We start from the raw sequence: 17,635 nt of genomic DNA, 5'->3' as shown, positions 1-17,635 counted from the left end.
TGGTCTGCGCTGCGCGTCGCCGTTGGCGCGCAGCGTCGTCAGCGTGGGGAACCAGGTGGATCAGTTGTCGGTGACGGCAGGGGGGTGGAGCCCGAGAGCGCGACCGGCGGGGCCGCCGAGACGGCCGTACGCCGAAGAGGCGGTCAGCACACCGCAGGTGCCGCCCAGCAGCACCTCGACGTCACCGCGGTGGTCGCCTCGGTGGTCGAGGCGCTGGGTGGTGCGGTGGTCGCCGTCGTCCATGGCGCTCAGCTCGACCTTCTGCGGGCAGCGCGACCGCAGCAGCTGCCGGTGCACCACCCGAGGCGGGTCGGACAGCCTCGGTTGGAACAGCAGCCTGCCCGTCCGCTCGTCCGCGGCCAGCAGCATCGCCCGCCGCAGCCCACCGGGGCTGCGTCCCGGCTGCGGGGTCAGCGTGATCGACGCGGCGTGCCGCTTGCCGCCACCCCAGTCCGGTCTGCGGTCCAGCAGCGACAGCCGCGCCGACACCACGACCATCAGCGGCGCGGTCTGCTCGGTGGTGTCCACCAGGCACTCCACCGCGTCCAGCAGGTCGTCGCCCGCCAGGTGCAGGTCGCGCAGCTCCAGCACCAGCGGCCTGCGCAGCGCGGCCAGCTTGAGCAGTCCCCGCCACGCGGCCAGCACGGCGCGCGGGGCCGGGCCCGCGGGCAGCTCGGTGCGCTGCGGGGAGCGCAGCAGGCGCAGCAGCCGGGTCGCCTGCCAGTCGGCGTGCCGGTCGACGCCGATGACCTGCCTGCACGCCCGGACCAGCTTCGCCCGCGCCGAGTCCAGCGGCTCGTCCGGCTCGATGCCGCAGTAGGAGGTGAGCACCTGGGCCGCGGCGGCCAGGTCGTCCTCCGCGGACACCACCCCGGTGAGCAGCAGCGGTTGCGCGGGTTCCTGCTCGACGCAGCGCTCCACGCCCGCGATGAAGGAGCGCATCGCCTCGTCCGGCTCACCGAGCACGGTGACCAGGTGGGGGGTGTCGCGCTGCACCGTGCGGCTGAGCAGGTTGCGGACCAGCGCCAAGTCGCTGTCGTGCTCGCCGTCGCCCGCCTTGGCGGGCGCCGCGCCCTCCACCCGCCACGCGCCGCTGTCGGCGGGTGCGCACACCACGGCCTCGCCCGCCAGCGCCTTGGTGCGGTCGCAGATCCACACCTCGCCCTCGGGCACGTGGTTGATCAGCTGCCGCACCCGGTCGACCAGCGTCCCGCTCACCGCGGGCGTGCCGGGGCGGCTCTCCTGGCACCACTCGACCAGGGCGTTGCCGGTGGTCAGCGCGATGTGCACGACCAGCTGGGAGGAGGCCAGGCAGTCCCGCAGCGCCAGCGCGGCCCGCACCGCCCACGCCTCCTGGTCCGCTCGGGCGTGGGGGTGGCCGAACAGCGCCAGCGAGGCCGAGCCGATGGACGTGGCCACGGTGCCGCCCAGCTCCTCGATGCCCGCGCGCACCATGGCCGACGCCGCGGCCAGCGCGTGGTCGACCTCCTCCGGGGCGGTCGTGGCGTCCGCGGCGTCCGGGCGCAGCCACGCCTGGACCAGCGCCACGGTCATGTGCTGGTGGCGCGGGTTCTCCCCGGTGGGCTGGAAGGGGATCAGCGCCGGGTCCGGCAGCGCCGCCGCGTCGCGCGCCGTGGTGGCCGACTCGGGCGCGGCGGGGACCGCCACCACCTGCTCCCGCTCGGGCAGCGCCAGCGACGGGTCGTGCCCGAGGATGGCCTGCTGGAGCTTCTGCAGCGCGGGCCCCGGCTCCAACCCCAGGTCGGTCACCAGGTGCCTGCGCAGCCTGCTGTAGACGGTGAGCGCGTCGGCGTGCCTGCCGCACCGGTACAGCGCCAGCATGAGCTGACCGCAGCAGCGCTCCCGCAGCGGTTCGGCTTCGACCATCGCCTCCAGCTCGCCCAGCACCGCCTGGTGCCCGCCGCAGGCCAGCTCGGCCTCGAAGTAGTCCTCCAGCACGTCGCGGCGGGCGTTGGCCACCCCGGTCAGCTCCGGCCAGGTGATCCCGGCCTCGACCAGGTCCGCCAAGGGGTCGCCGCGCCAGGTCGCCAGCGCCTCCCGCAGGGTCCGGGCGGCGCGCTCCGGCGTGCCCGCGGCCAGCTCCGCACGCCCCTGCTCGGCCATGCGGTGGAACTCGAACAGGTCGACCTGCTCGGGGTCCACCCGCAGCACGTAGCCGGGCGCGCGGGTCAGCAGCTCCGGCGCGGTCGGCGACTCGTCGGCGGCCAGCAGCGCCCGCAGGCTCCACACCGCGTTCTGCAGGATCTTCTTGGCCGAGGCGGGCAGGTCCTCGTTCGGCCACAGGGCGTCGAGCAGGTGGCTGGTCGGCGTGACGTGGTTGGCCTTCAGTAACAGGAAACCCAGGGTGGCACGCTGCTTGACCCCACCCAGCGGTACCGGCCGCCCGTCGTGGACGACCTCAAGCGGGCCGAGCAGTCGGAATTTCATCTGACTTCCCCCACGGTTCGATGGGAGTGCGTGGAATAGCCCTTGTGGGGCCTGGACCCGCGGGAGCGGGCGGTCGCCCGATCCCTCGGGTGGGCCACATCGGTCCGTCACCAGCATTACCGCCACCGGGGCTGGCGATTACCACAGACCTGCGGCGGTCGCGCCCACGATGGTGGGCGGGCGCGGGAGGGTTCCCGCGCCCGCCCACCGTGGCCCCGCGTCAGCTCTGCGGCTTGCGCAGCACCTCGTAGATCGCCGCGAAGCCGTCGCCCGCGTGGCCCTGCTTGATGGCCCGCTCGGCGCGGTCGAGCAGGAACTCCGGCAGCGCCACGTCGACGTTCTGCGCCCTCGTGGCGTCCACCAGGTGCTCCACGGCCACCGCCTGCATGCCCAGCGCCGACCCGCCGTCGGGGTAGGTGCCCCGGTCGACCTGCTCGGCGATCTTCGGGATCTCCGGGGCGACCACGTGCTCGAACCACAGCTGGGCGAAGGGCAGGAAGGACTCCGCCTTGACCTTCTCCGAGCCGACCAGCGCCAGCGAGTGCATGAAGCCGGACCAGGTGGTCCACATCATGCCCAGCAGCGCCACGTCGTAGAGCGAGGGCAGGCCCGCGTCCTCGCCCAGGTAGGTGCCCGCACCGGCGATGGAGGCCAGCGCCGAGGCGTGCTCGTCGTAGACCGCCTTCGGGCCGCCGTAGAAGATCAGGGCGTGCTCGGAGCCGATCATCGGCGGGGTCGCCATGATCGCCCCGTCGAGGTAGCCCACCCCGCGCTCGGCGGCCCACGCCGCGGTCTGCCTGGCCTCCTCCGGGGTGCCGGAGGTGAGGTTGACGATCACCCGGCCCGCGGGCGCGTCGCCCAGCGAGTCCACGATCTCCCGCATGGCGCGGTAGTCCAGCACGCACACCACCACCAGCTTGCTGGCGGCGATGGCCTCGGCCACCGTGGCGGCCGAGACGGCACCCTTGGCGACCAGCGCCTCGGCCTTCTCCGGGGAGCGGTTCCACACCGTCGTCGGGTGACCCTTCTCCAGGAAGGCGTTGGCCAGCGCGGACCCCATCGACCCGAGGCCGACGACGGTCACTGGCGCTCGGTTCTCCGAACCCATGGCAATCCTCTTCGCTTCGTGTTTCCACCTGATGGTTTGCGCGCGGGGGTTCCGCGCGAACCCCAGAGTGGCCCGCCGCTCTCCAGGTGCTCTCTCAACGTTCTCTAGATCCTTCTCCGAACGTGGTCCTCATCTCGGGGGCGGATCGGGAGCGGTCGATAGTGTGGAAGCCATGCGCTTCGGCATCCTGGGAGCACTGGCGGTCTGGACCACGGACGACCGCCCGGTCCAGCTGCCGGGGCGCAAGGTCCGGGCGCTGCTGGCCGCGCTGCTGGTGCACGAGGGCCGCCCGGTCTCCGCCGACCGGCTCGCCGACCTGCTGTGGCCGCAGTCACCGCCGGGCAACCCGGTGGGGGCGCTGCACACCCGCGTCTGGCAGCTGCGCCGCGCGCTGGAGGCGGCCGAGCCGGGCGGCGGCGAGCTGGTGGTCTCGCACCCGCCCGGTTACCTGGTCGACCTGTCCGCCGCGCAGCTGGACGCCGCCGTCTTCACCGAGCTGACCGCCGCCGCGCGGGACGCCGCCGACCCGCGCGCCCGCGCGGCTCTACTGGACCAGGCGCTGGCGCTGTGGCGCGGCGAGGTGCTGGCCGACTTCGCCGACGAGGAGTTCGCCCGCCCCACCGCCGCCCGGCTGCACGAGCAGCGGCTGACCGCCGTGGAGGAGCGCGCGGAGGCGATGCTGGAGCTGGGCGAGCACAGCGTGCTCGTCGGCGAGCTGACCGACCTGCTGGCCCGGCACCCGCTGCGCGAGCGGCTGCGCGCGGCGCAGATGAGGGCGCTGCACGCGGCGGGCAGGCGCGGCGAGGCGCTGACCGCCTTCGACGAGCTGCGCGCCCGGCTGGCCGACGAGCTGGGGCTCTCGCCGAGCCCGGAGCTGGTGGCGCTGCGCCAGGCCATCCTGGAGGACGAGGAGCGCGCCGCGCCCGCGCTGGGGCCGATCACCACCGCCACCCGCGTGCGCACCAACCTGCCCGCCAGGGTCAACGAGCTGATCGGCCGGGACCGGGCGGTGGTCCAGGTGCGCGCGCTGCTGGAGGCGGGCAGGCTGCTCACGCTCACCGGCATGGGCGGGGTCGGCAAGACCCGGCTGGCGCTGGAGGTGGCCGAGCGGGTGGCCGGGGAGCACCCCGACGGCGTCTGGCTGGTGGAGCTGGCCGCCGTGGACCCGGCCGCCCCGGCCGACCGCGACGGCGGGTACAGCCCGGTGGCCAACCAGGTCGCCGAGGCGCTGGGCATCCGCGACGAGACGGTCAACGAGGGCGGGGTGGTGCCGCTGCCGGTCCGGCTGGCCGACGCCCTGCGCGCCAAGCAGATGCTGCTGGTGCTGGACAACTGCGAGCACGTGGTGGACGAGGTCGCCGTGCTGGCGGTGGACCTGCTCAGGGCCGCGCCGGGCCTGCGGCTGCTGGCCACCAGCCAGGTGCCGCTGGGCATCGCGGGGGAGCGGTTGTGGACGGTGCCGCCGCTGGCCCTGCCCGACCCGGCCGCGGCGGGCGACCCGGCGCAGGTCGCCCGCGCGGGCGCGGTGCGGCTGTTCCTGGCCAGGGTCGCCGCGGGCGTGCCGGGCTTCCGGCTGGACCGGACCAACGCCGAGGCGGTGGAGTCGATCTGCCGCCGGTTGGACGGGCTGCCCTTCGCGCTGGAGCTGGCCGCCACGCGGGTCCGCTCGCTGGGCGTGCACGAGGTCGCCCACCGGCTGGAGGACCGCTTCGCCCTGCTGCGCGCGGGCGGCCGGGACGCCCCCGCCCGGCAGCAGACGCTGCGCGCGGCGATCGACTGGAGCTGGGAGCTGCTGGCCGAGGACGAGCGGGCGGTGCTGCGCCGCCTGTCGGTGTTCAGCGGCGGGGCCACGCTGGAGGCGGCCGAGCGGGTCTGCGCGGGCGGCGGGGTCGCTCCCGACGAGGTCGTCGACCTGGTCGCCAGGCTGGTGGACCGGTCGCTGGTCAACGCCGCGGACGGGCCGGGCGGCAGGCGCTTCTGGCTGCTGGAGTCGGTGGCCGCCTACGCGGCGGACCGGTTGCGCGCCGCGGGCGAGCGGGACGAGGTGGACCGGCGGCACGTGCGGTACGCCACCGAGCTGGCCCAGCGGCTGCTGCCGCACCTGAGGGGGCCCCGGCAGCGGGAGTGGCTGGAGCGGGTCGACGCCGAGGCGGCCGACTTGCGCGCCGCGCTGGACGGCGCGGTGCGCCTCGGCATGGCCGAGCACGCGGTGCGCCAGGTCAACGGGCTGGCCTGGTACTGGTTCCTGCGGGGCAGGCTCGGCGAGGCCAGGCGGGCCTTCGCCACCGCCCTGGGCGTGGCGGGTCCGGTGCCCGCGGCCGAGCGGGCGACCGCGCTGGCCTGGCAGGCGGCCTTCGCGCTGCGCGCGGGCGACTCGACGCACTCGCTGGAGCACTACGACCGGCTCGTGGAGGAGATCGAGGACCCGCGCGACCGCGCGACGGTCCGCTGGTTCCTCGGCTTCGCCCGGATCGGCTTCGGCGAGCACGACGAGGCCGAGAAGCGGATCGACCAGGCGCTGGGCGAGTTCCACGCGCTGGAGGACCGGTGGGGCTGCGCGGCGGCGCTGGCGGCGCTGGCCAAGCAGGCGGTGCTGCGCGGCGAGCTGGAGGCCAGCAGGCGGTGCGGGGAGGAGAGCGCGCGGCTGTTCGGCGAGCTGGGCGACCGGTGGGGGCAGCTGCTGGCCAACGACGCGCTGGCGCTGCTGGCCGAGGTGCGCGGCCAGTACGACCGGGCCGCCCGCCTGCACCGCGACGGGCTGCGCATCGCCGAGGGGCTGCAGCTGTGGACCGAGGTCTCGACCAAGCTGGCGGGCCTTGGCCGCATCGCCCTGCTCAACGAGGAGCACGACGCGGCCAAGGAGCTGCACGAGCGCGCGATGCGCCTGGCCGCGGAGCAGAGCAACACCTTCGGCGAGCACTTCGCCGAGGTCGGTCTGGCGCTGGGCGCGCGCAGGCTGGGCAGGCTGGACGAGGCCGAGGCGCACCTGCGCCGCTGGCTGGCCTGGTGCAGGCAGGTGGACGGCGCGCTGGGCCTGGCGCTGGTGCTGGCGGAGCTGGGGTTCGTCGCCGAACAGCGGGGCGATGCCGCGCGGGCGCTGGAGCTGCACCGGGAGGGCTGCGCGCGGGCGTGGGCGGTGGGCGACCCCAGGGCCGTGGCGCTGGCCGTGGAGGGGGTGGCGGGCGCGGTGTCGCTGGCGGGCGACCACGAGCGCGCCGCGCTGCTGCTGGGCGCGGCCACGGCCGCCAGGGCCGCCGCGGGGGCGCCCCTGCCCGCCGCCGAGCGGGGTGACATCGACCGCGTCTCCGCGCGCTGCCGCGCGGCGCTGGGCCAGGCCGCGTTCGAGGCCGCGCTGGAGCGCGGCCGGGAGCTGAGCCTGGCGGAGGCCCGGTCGCTGATCCCGCGCGACTGAACGGCCGGAAAACCACCACCGAACCCGGTGAAATGATTTCACGAGGAACCGTCTAATTCTTCCTGCCCGCTTCTTCTCTGCTCGCGCGTGCCCATAGCGGGTATTCCACACGATCCGGGAACGCGCTGGTCATCGAGCGGTAATCGGCTGGTCATCGCGCCGGCGATGAGTCCGAAGTTACCCCCGATCGGGTGAATTGGGATATACCTACGGCGTCGGTCCCGGAACCTGCCGCGCGGATTCGGCAGCACCGCCCGAGTGGTTCCACGAACCGGCTCACCGCAAACCCGACCCGTTCGCCGACGGTCGCGCCGCTGCGGCCGCGACACCCGCGAAGAACTACGGAGGAGATCCGATGGGTGAGCACGACGAGAGCGCCCGAGCCGTCCTGGAGGCCGTCCGCGACAGCGTCCCCCAGCTGCGCGAGAACGGCCTGGAGGCCGACGAGCGGCGCTGGATCCCCGAGCAGAACATCGACCTGCTGGAGAAGGCGGGCGTGTTCAGCCTGGCCGTGCCGCGCCGGTTCGGCGGCCTGGACCTCCCGCTGCCCGACCAGGTCGCGGTGCTGACCGAGATCGCCAGGGGCTGCGGCTCGACCAGCTGGTCGGCCGTGGCGTGGGTGTCCACCGCCTGGATGGTCACCCTCTACCCCGACAAGACCCAGGAGGAGGTCTTCGCGGGCGGCTCGGTGCGCGTCTCGGGCGCGTTCACCCCCACCGGCAAGGCGGTCCCGGTCGAGGGCGGCTACCGGCTGACCGGCAAGTGGCGCTTCAACACCGGCTGCCGGGGCGCGCACTGGGACCTGCTGGCCGCGCTGGTCGAGCACCCCGACGGCAGCGAGGAGGAGGTCTTCGCGCTGGTGCCGATGTCGGATCTGACCATCGCCGACGACTGGCACGTCACCGGCGCCTCCGGCACCGGCAGCTCCACCACCTCCGCCGAGGACCTGTTCGTCCCCGCCCACCGGGTGATCAGCGGCGAGGTGGCGCTGACCGACGGCGCCCCCGGCCGCACGCCGACCGCCAAGGGCCGCGAGTACAGCCTGATCACCTACGTGGTGGCCGAGTCCGTGGCCACCTACATCGGCATGGCCAAGGCGGCGCTGGAGGTGTTCCTGGAGCGCCTGCCCGGTCGCGGCCTGGCCTACACCTCCTGGACCGACCAGCGGCAGCACCCGCTGACCCAGCACCGGGTCGCGCTGGCCGCCAACAAGATCACCGCCGCCGAGACGCTGTCGGCCTCCTTCGTCGAGCTGCTGCAGCGGCGCGCGGACGCGGGCGAGCAGCCCACGATCGAGGAGCGGGCCACCGTGCGCGGCCAGGCGGGCACCGCCATCCAGCTGGTCAAGGAGGCGGTGCAGGACCTGCAGACCATCGCGGGCGCTTCGGCGCTGAGCAAGTACCTGCCGTTCCAGCGCTACTACCGGGACCTGCTGGCGCTGTCCACGCACGGCCTGATGTCGCCGGACATGAGCCTGGAGGTGCACGGGCGCGTGCTGGTCGGCCTGGACCCGGAAACGCCCTTCCTGTGACCCCGCGGTCGACCGACCGCGCCGAACCACCTGAACCACCTGAAACACCGCACTGAACCACGCACTGAACCACCGCACGAGAAACGGAAACCGCAGCCGATGTTCGACAGATCAGGGACGGGCGCCGGGGTCTCCCGGCGCCGGCTCCTCAAGGGGATGGCGGCGGGCGCCCTGGCGACCGCGGCGGGCGCGGCCCTCCCGCCCGCGCTGGCCGCCGCCGCGCAGGGCGGGCCCACCGCGCAGGCCGACTACGACGTGATCGTGGTCGGCGGCGGGTTCGCGGGCGTCACCGCCGCGCGCCAGCTGCGCCGCAAGGGGCTGGCCGTGCTGCTGCTGGAGGCCCGCGACCGGGTCGGCGGCCGCGCCTGGACCTCGACCTTCGAGGGCGAGCAGGTCGAGATGGGCGCCACCTGGATCGACCCGCTGCAGACCAACGTGTGGGCCGAGACCCAGAACCAGGGCATCTCCATCGTCGCCGACTCCGCGCCGGGGCGGGCGCTGTTCCCGACCGACACGGGCATGGGGTACTTCTCGGTGGAGGAGGCCTTCGGCGGTCAGGGCGAGCTGCTGGCCCGGTTCAGCGAGCAGGCGCGGGCGCTGTTCCCGCAGCCCTACAGCCCGCTGTCCAACCCGACCGCGCTGGCCCAGGCCGACCAGCTCACCGTGCGCGACCGGATCAACGCGCTGTCGCTGACCACGCGGGAGAAGCGCTGGCTGGACGCGGGCGTCGGCCCGATCAGCGGGCTGTCCACCCGCGGCGCGATGACCGACTTCCTGCACTGGTGGGCGCTGTGCAACTACGACGCCGCGACCTACCACGGCATCAACACCTACCGGCCCAGCACCGGCATGGCGGGCCTGCTCAACAAGATGCTCTCGCGCGACGCGCCGGACGTGAAGCTGAACAGCCCGGTCACCGCGGTGAACGACTCCGGCTCGCAGGTGTCGGTGCGCACGAAGTCCGGGACGACCTACACCGCGCGGGCGTGCGTGATGGCGGTGCCGGTCAACGTGTGGCGCACCATCTCCTTCACGCCCGCCCTGTCCTCGCTGCGGCTGCGGGCCTCGCAGGAGACCATCGGCGTCGGCACGGCCCGCAAGTTCTGGGTGCACCTGCGCTCCAGCCTGGGCAACACCTACGTCAACGCGCCGGAGTCCTACTCGGTCAACGTCATGGTGCCCTACAAGCAGACCTCCCAGGGCTACCTGATGATCGGCTTCAGCGTCGACCCGAACCTGGACGTCAGCAACACCACGGCGGTGCAGAACGCGATCCGGGCGCTCGTGCCCGACGCCCAGGTGCTGGCCCTCAAGGGCGCGAACTGGGGCTCGGACCCCTACGCGCTGGGCGGCTGGTCCTTCCGCAGGCCCCGGCAGCTCACCGAGCTGCTGTCGGCCATCCAGAAGCCGCAGGGCCGCATCGCCTTCGCGGGCAGCGACATCGCCAGCGGCTGGAGCGGCTACGTGGACGGGGCGATGGAGTCCGGCGTGCAGGCCGCGCTCCAGACGCAGTCCATCCTCGGCGTCTGAGGGAAGTGGAGCGATGACCGCCCCGACGACCACTCCGACGACCGCCGCGGAGCGCACCGGCCCCGCCGAGCTCACCGATGAGCACGAGCGCACTGGGGACATCGTCACTGGGGACACGGTCCTGAGCAGGCTCTGCCGGTACGGCGCCGTGCTGGCGGGCGAGGAGTGGATCGCGGCGGTGGACGCCCTGCTCGCGGAGGAGCGCGGGTGAGGCCCGCGCGGTGACCGGTGGCGCTGCCCGGTGACGACCGGGCAGCGCCACTCGCGTCGTGGGGCCGGGGCGCGCGGGGCGGGTAGCATGGCCGCACTCGCGACTGGCGTGCCGAAGGTGGGAGCGACCACCGGGGAGCGGAGGCCGGATCGCACCGCGCGCCTGGGTGCGACGGCGGCGCTGCCGCGCGCCCGGAGGTTGTCGTGCACGATCCCGCCATCCCGTCGCTGACCGCCACCGACCCCGAGGTCGCCGCGCTGGTCCAGGCCGAAGCGGGCCGCCAGTTCGGCAAGCTGAGGCTGATCGCCTCGGAGAACTACGCCTCCACCGCCGTGCTGGAGGCCACCGGCTCGGTGCTGACCAACAAGTACTCCGAGGGCTACCCCGGCCGCCGGTACTACGAGGGCCAGCAGCTGGTGGACCCGATCGAGACGCTGGCGGTGCAGCGGGCCAAGGCGCTGTTCGGCGTCGCGCACGCCAACGTCCAGCCCTACTCCGGCTCCCCCGCCAACCTCGCGGTCTACCTCGCCTTCCTCGACCCCGGCGACACCGTGCTGGGGATGGCGCTGCCGATGGGCGGCCACCTGACCCACGGCTGGGGCGTCTCGGCCACCGGCAAGTGGTTCCGCGGCGTGGGGTACGGCGTGCGCCGGGACACCGGCCGGGTCGACCTGGACCAGGTGCGCGACCTCGCCCGGCGCGAGCGGCCCAAGGTGGTCTTCTGCGGCGGCACCGCCGTGCCGCGCACCATCGACTTCCCCGCCTTCGCCGAGATCGCCCGCGAGGTCGGCGCGGTGCTGGTGGCCGACATCGCGCACATCGCCGGTCTGGTGGCGGGCGGCGCACACCCCTCGCCGGTCGGCCACGCCCAGGTCGTCACCACCACCACGCACAAGACCCTGCGCGGTCCGCGCGGCGCGATGATCCTCACCGACGCCGAGCACGCCAAGGCCGTGGACAGGGCGGTGTTCCCCGGACTGCAGGGCGGGCCGCACAACCACACCACCGCGGCCATCGCGGTCGCGCTGGGCGAGGCCGCCACCCCCGCGTTCCGCGACTACGCCCACGCCGTGGTGGCCAACGCCCGCGCGCTGGCCGAGGCGCTGGTCGAGCGCGGCTTCGACCTGGTCTCCGGCGGCACGGACAACCACCTGATCCTGGTGGACCTGACCGGCCGCGGCATCGCGGGCAAGCCCGCGGCGAAGGCGCTGGACCGGGCGGGCATCGAGCTGAACTACAACACCGTGCCGTTCGACGGGCGCAAGCCGTTCGACCCGTCCGGCGTGCGCCTGGGCACCGCCGCGATCACCACCCGCGGGCTGGGCGTGGCGCAGATGCCGCTGGTCGCGGAGTGGATCGACCGGGCGGTGCGGGCGGCGGGCGAGGACGACGAGGCGGCGCTGGACCGGATCGCGGCCGAGGTCGGCGAGCTGGTGGCGGCCTACCCGATGCCGGGCTGGGCGTAGCGGACCGCGCCCGCCGCGCGGCGGCACCGCTCGACCTCGTACCACTGGCCCTGGTGCAGGCGGTAGGCGCGGCCGTCGACCTCGGTCTCGAACACGATCCAGCGGTCCAGGGGGATCGGCCCGGTCAGCAGCTGCTGGCCGTGCTCGTCGGCGCAGGGCATCAGGCGGCTGTCGCGCAGTTCGCTGACCCGCATGGCGGGGACGATCCGCGCGAAGCGCCCGGTGATGCAGGCGATGTCCGGGCCGGGGGCGGGGCGCAGCGGGCCGAGGCCGCCCACGTTGTTGGTGTAGAAGGACTTCGTCACCGCGGCGTGGGCGGCCGCCGGGCTCGGCCAGCACGTGGCCAGCGGCCCGAACCGGTCGTCGCCGCCCAGGGCGACGGCCAGTCTGTGCTCCAGCTCGGGCAGCAGCGGGTGCTCGGCGTCGAGCGGGCGCCCCTCGGGCGGGCGGTGCTGCGGCGGGACGGCTGGGAGGGGGCGGCCGGACACCCGCCGCCCTCGCGGGGCGGAGTCACCCGACCGCGCGTCGGCGCGCACCGGCCGCGGGGGTGTGGGCAGCTCTGCACTCAACGGAGGTTCCTCCGATAATTATTCACGTTGCTGTGCCTGCTGGTGGGGGGAGATCACGTTTTCTTTTCGGCACGGGTCGAGTTCTCCCGGAGCATGCCCGACGGCGCGGCGGCCGTCTCGTCCACCGCGTCTCATTTCGGTGAGCGGTAGTTCGAGCGCGGTGAGCGGTGTAATCCTTCCGTCCCCACTGATAGGTGGTCCTGAACTCCTTCGTAGTCGTATCTGCCTGCGGATCCACCAGGTCGTTCACCGTAATGGCCTGGTCAGATCACTCCATAGGGGGGTGTTTTGGCGGTGCCGAGTAGTCGAAAGTCGTATTCGTGTGGAATGGTCGACGAAACACCTCTCGCGTACTACGCGATCTGCGGTCACGGGCGGCCGGACCGGCGACCGCCCGTCACGGCAGCGGTGCCGGTCCGCGCGGAGGAACCGGAATGAGCAAATATCGGGATTCACCGTTCCCGGTGGTGCGCCGACCGGGGCGGGGAATGCCCCGCCGTCCCGTCGGGCCGGTCCCGCTCGGCGTCGGCGGCCTCGCGGGAGCGCCGCAGCAGGCGGTGGTCGTCGGCGGCGCGCTCGGCTTCCGCCCTGCGCTGCCGGATGATGGTCCAAGCGTCCCAGTGGTGCATCAGGCCCCCTTCGGCGTCGGCTGCGCGGCGGCCCGACCCCCCTGGTTCCGGGCCGCCACGTCACCGAGGGTGGGAGCGGGGTGTTGAGCGGCGGCCCTGCAAACGTTGAACCCGCTGCTCAGCGCCGGGAGGAACGAGTGGGGGAGAGCGTCATGGGGGTCGGGTTCCGCGTCCTGGACGGGGTCGAGGCGCGCGTGGGCGACAGGCGGCTGGAGCTGGGGCACGCGCGGCAGCGCTGCGTGCTGGCGGCGCTGCTGGTGGACGCGAACCGGGCGGTGTCCGCCGATCGGCTGCTGGAGCGGGTGTGGGGCGAGCGGCCGCCGCTGCGGGCGCGGTCGGTGCTGCGCACCTACGTGTCCCGGCTGCGCGGGGTGCTGGCGGGCACCGGGGCGACGATCACCCGGCGGGACGGCGGCTACGTGCTCGACGTCCCACCCGGCTCGGTCGACCTGCACCGCTTCCGCTCCCTGGTGGCGCAGGCCAGGCAGCAGCGCGACGACGGCCGCGCGCTGGCGCTGGTGGAGGACGCGCTGGCGCTGTGGGGCGGTGAGGCGCTGGGCGGGCTGGACACGCTCTGGGCGCAAGCGGCGCGGCAGGCGCTGGAGCTGGAGCGGGCCGCCGCCGACAACCAGCGCGTCGACCTGGCGCTGCGGCTGGGCAGGCACGCCGCCCTGCTGGCCGAGCTGCCCGCCCGCGCCGCCGCGCACCCGCTGGACGAGCAGGTGGCCGGGCAGCTGATGCTGGCGCTGCACCGGGCGGGCCGCCCCGCCGACGCGCTGGCGCACTACCAGCGCATCCGGCGGGCGCTGGTCGAGCAGCTCGGCGCGGAGCCCGGCCCTCGACTGCGTGAGCTGCACCAGCGCATCCTCACCGCGAACGACCCCGGCGACGCCCCGCACCCCGAGCGGGACGCGGGCGGCGGGCGGGTGCCGCGCCAGCTGCCCGCGCCACCGGGCTCGTTCACCGGCCGGGAGCACGAGCTGGCCGCGCTGGACGGGCTGCTCGGCGCGGGCGGGCGCACCGGGATCGCCGTGCTGACCGGTGGCGGGGGCATGGGCAAGACGTGGCTGGCGCTGCGCTGGGCGCACCGGCGCCGCGACCGGTTCCCCGACGGACAGCTGCACGTGGACCTGCGCGGCTTCGACCCGGTGGCCGAGCCGCTGGCCCCGGACGCGGTGGTGCGCGGCTTCCTCGACGCGCTGGGCGTGCCCGCGCCGGACGTGCCCGCCGAGCCGTCCGCGCAGGTGGGCCTGTACCGGGGGCTGACCGCCGACCGGCGGCTGCTGGTGGTGCTGGACAACGCCCGCGACACCGCGCAGGTGGTGCCGCTGCTGCCCGGCGGCACCACCAGCGCGGTGCTGGTCACCAGCCGCCGCCTGCTCACCGCGCTGGTCGCGGGCCACGACGCCACCCCGGTGGAGGTGGGTCTGCTGTCCGACGAGCAGGCCGCGGAGGTGCTGGCCGGGCACCTCGGGGCCGCCAGGGTGGCCGCCGAGCCCTCGGCCGCCGCCGAGCTGCTGCGGCACTGCGCCGGGATGCCGCTGGCGCTGGGCGTCCTCGCGGCCCGCGTCAGGACGCGGCCGGACCTCCCGCTGGCCGCGCTGGCCGAGGAGCTGGCCGACGCGTCGGCCAGGCTCGACGCGCTGGACACCGGCGAGCTGCCGACCACGTTGCGCGCGGTGTTCTCCGCCTCGGTGCGGGTGCTCGGGCAGGGCGCGGCGCGGCTGTTCGGGCTGCTGGGCCTGGTCCCCGGCCCCGACGTGGGCACCGCCGGGGCCGCCGCGCTGGCGGACGTGCCGCTGCCCGCCGCGCGGCAGGCGCTGCGCGAGCTGGAGGAGGCGCACCTGGTGCACCAGCACGCCCCCGGCCGCTACCGGATGCACGACCTGGTCCGGTTGCACGCGGGTGAGCTGGCGGGCGAGGACGGCCCGGCCGCGCTGGAGCGGCTGGCCGACCACTTCTGCCACGTCGCCTCGTTGGCGGCGGACCGGTTCGCGCCGGGGGAGCCGCACCGCCGCCCGCCCGTGCCCGTGCGGGCTGGCCCCGAGGTGGTCTTCCCCACCTACCGGGAGAGCAAGGAGTGGCTGATCGCCGAGCGCGCGAACCTGCTGGCGCTGGTCGGCCGCTCGGCGCCGCGCCACGCGGTGCACCTGTCCAGGGCGCTGGCCCGCTACCTGGACTCCATCGCCCACTACCACGACGCGCTCGCCCTGCACCTCGCGGCGTTCGCCGCGACCGGCGGCCAGGACGGGTACGTCCTGTGCCACCTGGGGACGGCGCTGAGCAGGATCGGCAGGTTCGCCGAGGTCCTGGGCCACTACGAGCGCGCTCTGGAGATCGCCGCGGCCACCGGCGACCTCGCGCTGGAGAACATGGCCGCGACGGCGCTGGGCATCCACTGGCACCAGCGGGAGGGCGCCGACGCGGCACTGCCCCACTACGAGCGGGCGCTGGCCGCCGCCAGGCGCGGCGGCTACCGGCACAGCGAGGGCATCGCGCTGGCCAACCTGGGAGGAGCGCAAGCCGAGCGCGGGCGGCACGAGGAAGCGCTGGCCCTGCTGGGCCAGGCGGGGGGCATCGCGGAGGAGCTGGGCGATCCGGGTCTCGGCGCGGTGGTGCTGAGCGGTCTGGGCGACCTGCACCGGCGTCAGGGACGCGCGGAACTCGCCATGCGGATGCACCACCGGGCGGCCGAGATGGCCAGCGGGGGCTCGATCCGCACCATCGAGGTGCAGGTGCTCAACGGCCTGGCGTCGGCCGTGCACCGCCTGGACGGCCCCGAAGCGGCGCTGGAGCACTACGGCAAGGCCCTCGACCACGCCCAGCGCACCGGCTACCGGCTGGAGGAGGTGCTGGCGCACGAAGGCATGGCGGCGGCGCTGCGCGAGCTGGGGCGCGCCGGGGAAGGCGCTCGGCACGCCGAGCGCGCGCTGGCCCTGCGGGCGGAACTGGGACTGCGCTTGACCTCCAGTGAGGTCGATGTTCCACAGTAGGCGCATGGGGATCGCCGTTGAGCAGAAGACCGAGTGGGACATCGACGTCATCGACGTGGACCGCTACCTCGACCGCATCGGCCACGCGCGGCCGGAGCAGCCGTCCACCGCGGCGTTGAAGTCGCTGCACGCCGCGCATGTGCGCGCCATCCCGTTCGAGAACGTGGACGTCGTGCTGGGCCGCCACCGGGGCATCGCGCTGCCGGTGGTGTTCGACAAGCTGGTCGGCCGCAAGCGCGGCGGCTACTGCTACGAGCACGCGACGCTGTTCGCCGCGGTGCTGGAGCGGTTGGGCTACCGGGTGCGGCGCAGCTACGCGCGGGTGCAGCCGGACCACCCCGGCCCGAACACGCACATGCTGCTGGTCGTCGAGGCCGAAGGCGCGCAGCACCTGGTGGACGTCGGTTTCGGCGCGGAGATCATGCACCCGATGCCGCTGGTGCACGGCGCGGAGGTGGACCAGGCGGGGTGGCTGCACCGCGTCGTCCGCGAGGACGACCTGTGGACGCTGCAGAAGCGCGTGGACGGCGGCTGGGAGCGGCTGCACAGCACGGACACGCGCGCGGCGAGGCCGATCGACTACGAGGTGTTCCACCACTACACCTCGACCCACCCGCGCTCGCCGTTCACCGGACGGCTGGTGGTCATGCGGCTGGCGGAGGGCGTGAGCCGCAAGCTCATCGGGCGGCAGCTGCTGGTCGAGCACGCCGACGGGCGCGTGGAGCAGCGCCCGGTCGGCGTGGACGAGCTGGACGAGGTGCTGCGGGGGCTGGACGTCGAGCTGGACGAGGAGGAATCGGCCCTGCTGCGCCAGTTCCACGCCGCCGGGTGAATCACGCCTGCGGCATGCGCAGGTCCCGCGCGGCCCAGGTGGCGAAGTCGGTGGTGGGCAGCCCGAGCGCGTGCGCGTGCTCCGGCCGCACCGGGGTGTCCACCACGTTCATCCACTCGTGCAAGGTCACGATCGCGGGGTCGAGGCCGTCCGGGGGCAGCACCGGGATCTCGCGGCCCAGCGCCCGCGACAGGGTCGCCGCGATCCCGCCGACGGTCAGCAGGTCCCCGGCCAGGTCCAGCTCGACGCCGTGGAACCGCTCGGGTTCGGCGAAGGCCCCCGCGGCGGCGGTGCCGATGTCGTTCACCGCCACCAGCGGGATCAGCGTGTCCTCCCGCATGGCGGTGACGAAGCCGCCTTCCCACCACTGGCCGAACAGGGGAGTCCACCCCGTCAGGCTCTCCATGAACGCGGCGGGCTTGAGCAGCGTCCAGTGCCGGAACCCGGCTTCCCGCACCAGGTCCTGGGTGTGGGCCTTGCTCTCCCAGTAGTGCTCGTCCCACTTGCCCTCACCCCAGCCGGGGGTGGCGCGGTGCGCCCCCGCGCCGTAGACCGAGGTGTGGACGAACTGCGGCACGCCCGCCGCCTTCGCCGCTTCCACGAGGTTGCGACCGTGCCTGACCTCGCGGTCCGGGTCGTCGACGCCGTGGGTCTGCACCGAGAACACCGCCCGCGCGCCGGTCGCGGCGGCCACCAGGGACGCGGAGTCGTCCAGGTCACCCGCCACCAGGTCGGCGCCCAGCGCTTCCAGCGCCTTGGCCCGCGCGGCGGCCGGATCGCGCACCAGCGCGCGCACCGCCGAGCCCTGGGCGAGCAGGGCGCGCGCGACGGCTCCGCCCTGCGTGCCGGTGGCGCCGGTGACGAGGACCGGATCGGTCTGGGACATGGGATCTCCTCGCGCGGAAC

12 protein-coding genes and 1 riboswitch are annotated in these 17,635 nt (G+C 74.6%); of the genes, 7 read left to right on the top strand and 5 right to left on the bottom strand.

What is annotated here, in order from left to right:
* Window positions 1-60 precede the first annotated feature (60 nt).
* Together JOF41_RS18605 and JOF41_RS18600 are read right to left on the bottom strand one after the other, a co-directional pair.
* The gene (locus tag JOF41_RS18605) at window positions 61-2,448 is read right to left on the bottom strand and encodes a BTAD domain-containing putative transcriptional regulator (protein ID WP_209620776.1); all 2,388 of its coding nucleotides are present in this window, start codon (window positions 2,446-2,448) and stop codon (window positions 61-63) included.
* 220 nt (window positions 2,449-2,668) lie between these two features.
* Window positions 2,669-3,589 (bottom strand): NAD(P)-dependent oxidoreductase, encoded by a 921-nt coding sequence (locus tag JOF41_RS18600; RefSeq protein WP_268248803.1) that lies wholly within the window; start codon window positions 3,587-3,589, stop codon window positions 2,669-2,671.
* Between the two features lie 139 nt (window positions 3,590-3,728).
* Between JOF41_RS18600 and JOF41_RS18595 the strand changes: the two genes are divergently transcribed.
* From JOF41_RS18595 to glyA, 5 genes are all read left to right on the top strand, one after another.
* Complete coding sequence (locus JOF41_RS18595) at window positions 3,729-6,968, top strand: AfsR/SARP family transcriptional regulator (protein ID WP_189224998.1); 3,240 nt, start codon at window positions 3,729-3,731, stop codon at window positions 6,966-6,968.
* A 355-nt stretch (window positions 6,969-7,323) separates the two neighbouring features.
* Window positions 7,324-8,499, top strand: coding sequence for an acyl-CoA dehydrogenase family protein (locus JOF41_RS18590; RefSeq protein ID WP_209620773.1), 1,176 nt, complete (start codon window positions 7,324-7,326; stop codon window positions 8,497-8,499).
* A 99-nt stretch (window positions 8,500-8,598) separates the two neighbouring features.
* Complete coding sequence (locus JOF41_RS18585) at window positions 8,599-10,029, top strand: flavin monoamine oxidase family protein (protein WP_189225000.1); 1,431 nt, start codon at window positions 8,599-8,601, stop codon at window positions 10,027-10,029.
* A 13-nt stretch (window positions 10,030-10,042) separates the two neighbouring features.
* Complete coding sequence (locus tag JOF41_RS18580; RefSeq protein ID WP_189225001.1) at window positions 10,043-10,240, top strand: hypothetical protein; 198 nt, start codon at window positions 10,043-10,045, stop codon at window positions 10,238-10,240.
* A gap of 89 nt (window positions 10,241-10,329) precedes the next feature.
* Window positions 10,330-10,415, top strand: a riboswitch (ZMP/ZTP riboswitch).
* A gap of 28 nt (window positions 10,416-10,443) precedes the next feature.
* On the top strand, window positions 10,444-11,706 hold the full coding sequence (glyA, locus tag JOF41_RS18575) for a serine hydroxymethyltransferase (protein ID WP_189225002.1): 1,263 nt from the start codon (window positions 10,444-10,446) through the stop codon (window positions 11,704-11,706).
* On the opposite strand, the gene JOF41_RS18570 is transcribed toward glyA, so the two are convergent.
* Entirely contained in the window at window positions 11,682-12,275 is a 594-nt protein-coding gene (locus JOF41_RS18570) for a TIGR04141 family sporadically distributed protein (RefSeq protein ID WP_209620770.1), read from the bottom strand. The two genes, glyA and JOF41_RS18570, sit on opposite strands and share 25 nt — an antisense overlap.
* Window positions 12,276-12,727: 452 nt before the next feature.
* On the bottom strand, window positions 12,728-12,904 hold the full coding sequence (locus JOF41_RS18565; RefSeq protein ID WP_209620768.1) for a hypothetical protein: 177 nt from the start codon (window positions 12,902-12,904) through the stop codon (window positions 12,728-12,730).
* Between the two features lie 152 nt (window positions 12,905-13,056).
* Between JOF41_RS18565 and JOF41_RS18560 the strand changes: the two genes are divergently transcribed.
* Complete coding sequence (locus JOF41_RS18560; protein ID WP_209620764.1) at window positions 13,057-15,897, top strand: AfsR/SARP family transcriptional regulator; 2,841 nt, start codon at window positions 13,057-13,059, stop codon at window positions 15,895-15,897.
* Between the two features lie 4 nt (window positions 15,898-15,901).
* A complete protein-coding gene (locus JOF41_RS18555; protein WP_189225006.1) occupies window positions 15,902-16,729 on the top strand; it encodes an arylamine N-acetyltransferase family protein in 828 nt (275 codons plus the stop codon).
* Window position 16,730: 1 nt separating this feature from the next.
* Here the strand turns inward: JOF41_RS18555 and JOF41_RS18550 are convergent, their stop codons facing one another.
* Window positions 16,731-17,615 carry an NmrA/HSCARG family protein gene (locus JOF41_RS18550; protein ID WP_209620761.1) on the bottom strand — a complete coding sequence of 295 codons (885 nt, stop codon included), beginning with the start codon at window positions 17,613-17,615 and terminating at the stop codon, window positions 16,731-16,733.
* Between the last annotated feature and the right edge of the window lie 20 nt (window positions 17,616-17,635).

It is taken from the genome of Saccharothrix coeruleofusca, from assembly GCF_017876325.1.
In the GTDB taxonomy this organism is placed as follows: domain Bacteria; phylum Actinomycetota; class Actinomycetes; order Mycobacteriales; family Pseudonocardiaceae; genus Actinosynnema; species Actinosynnema coeruleofuscum.
Note: the sequence above shows the minus strand (reverse complement) of the source record. Positions and strands in the feature narration are given on the sequence as shown.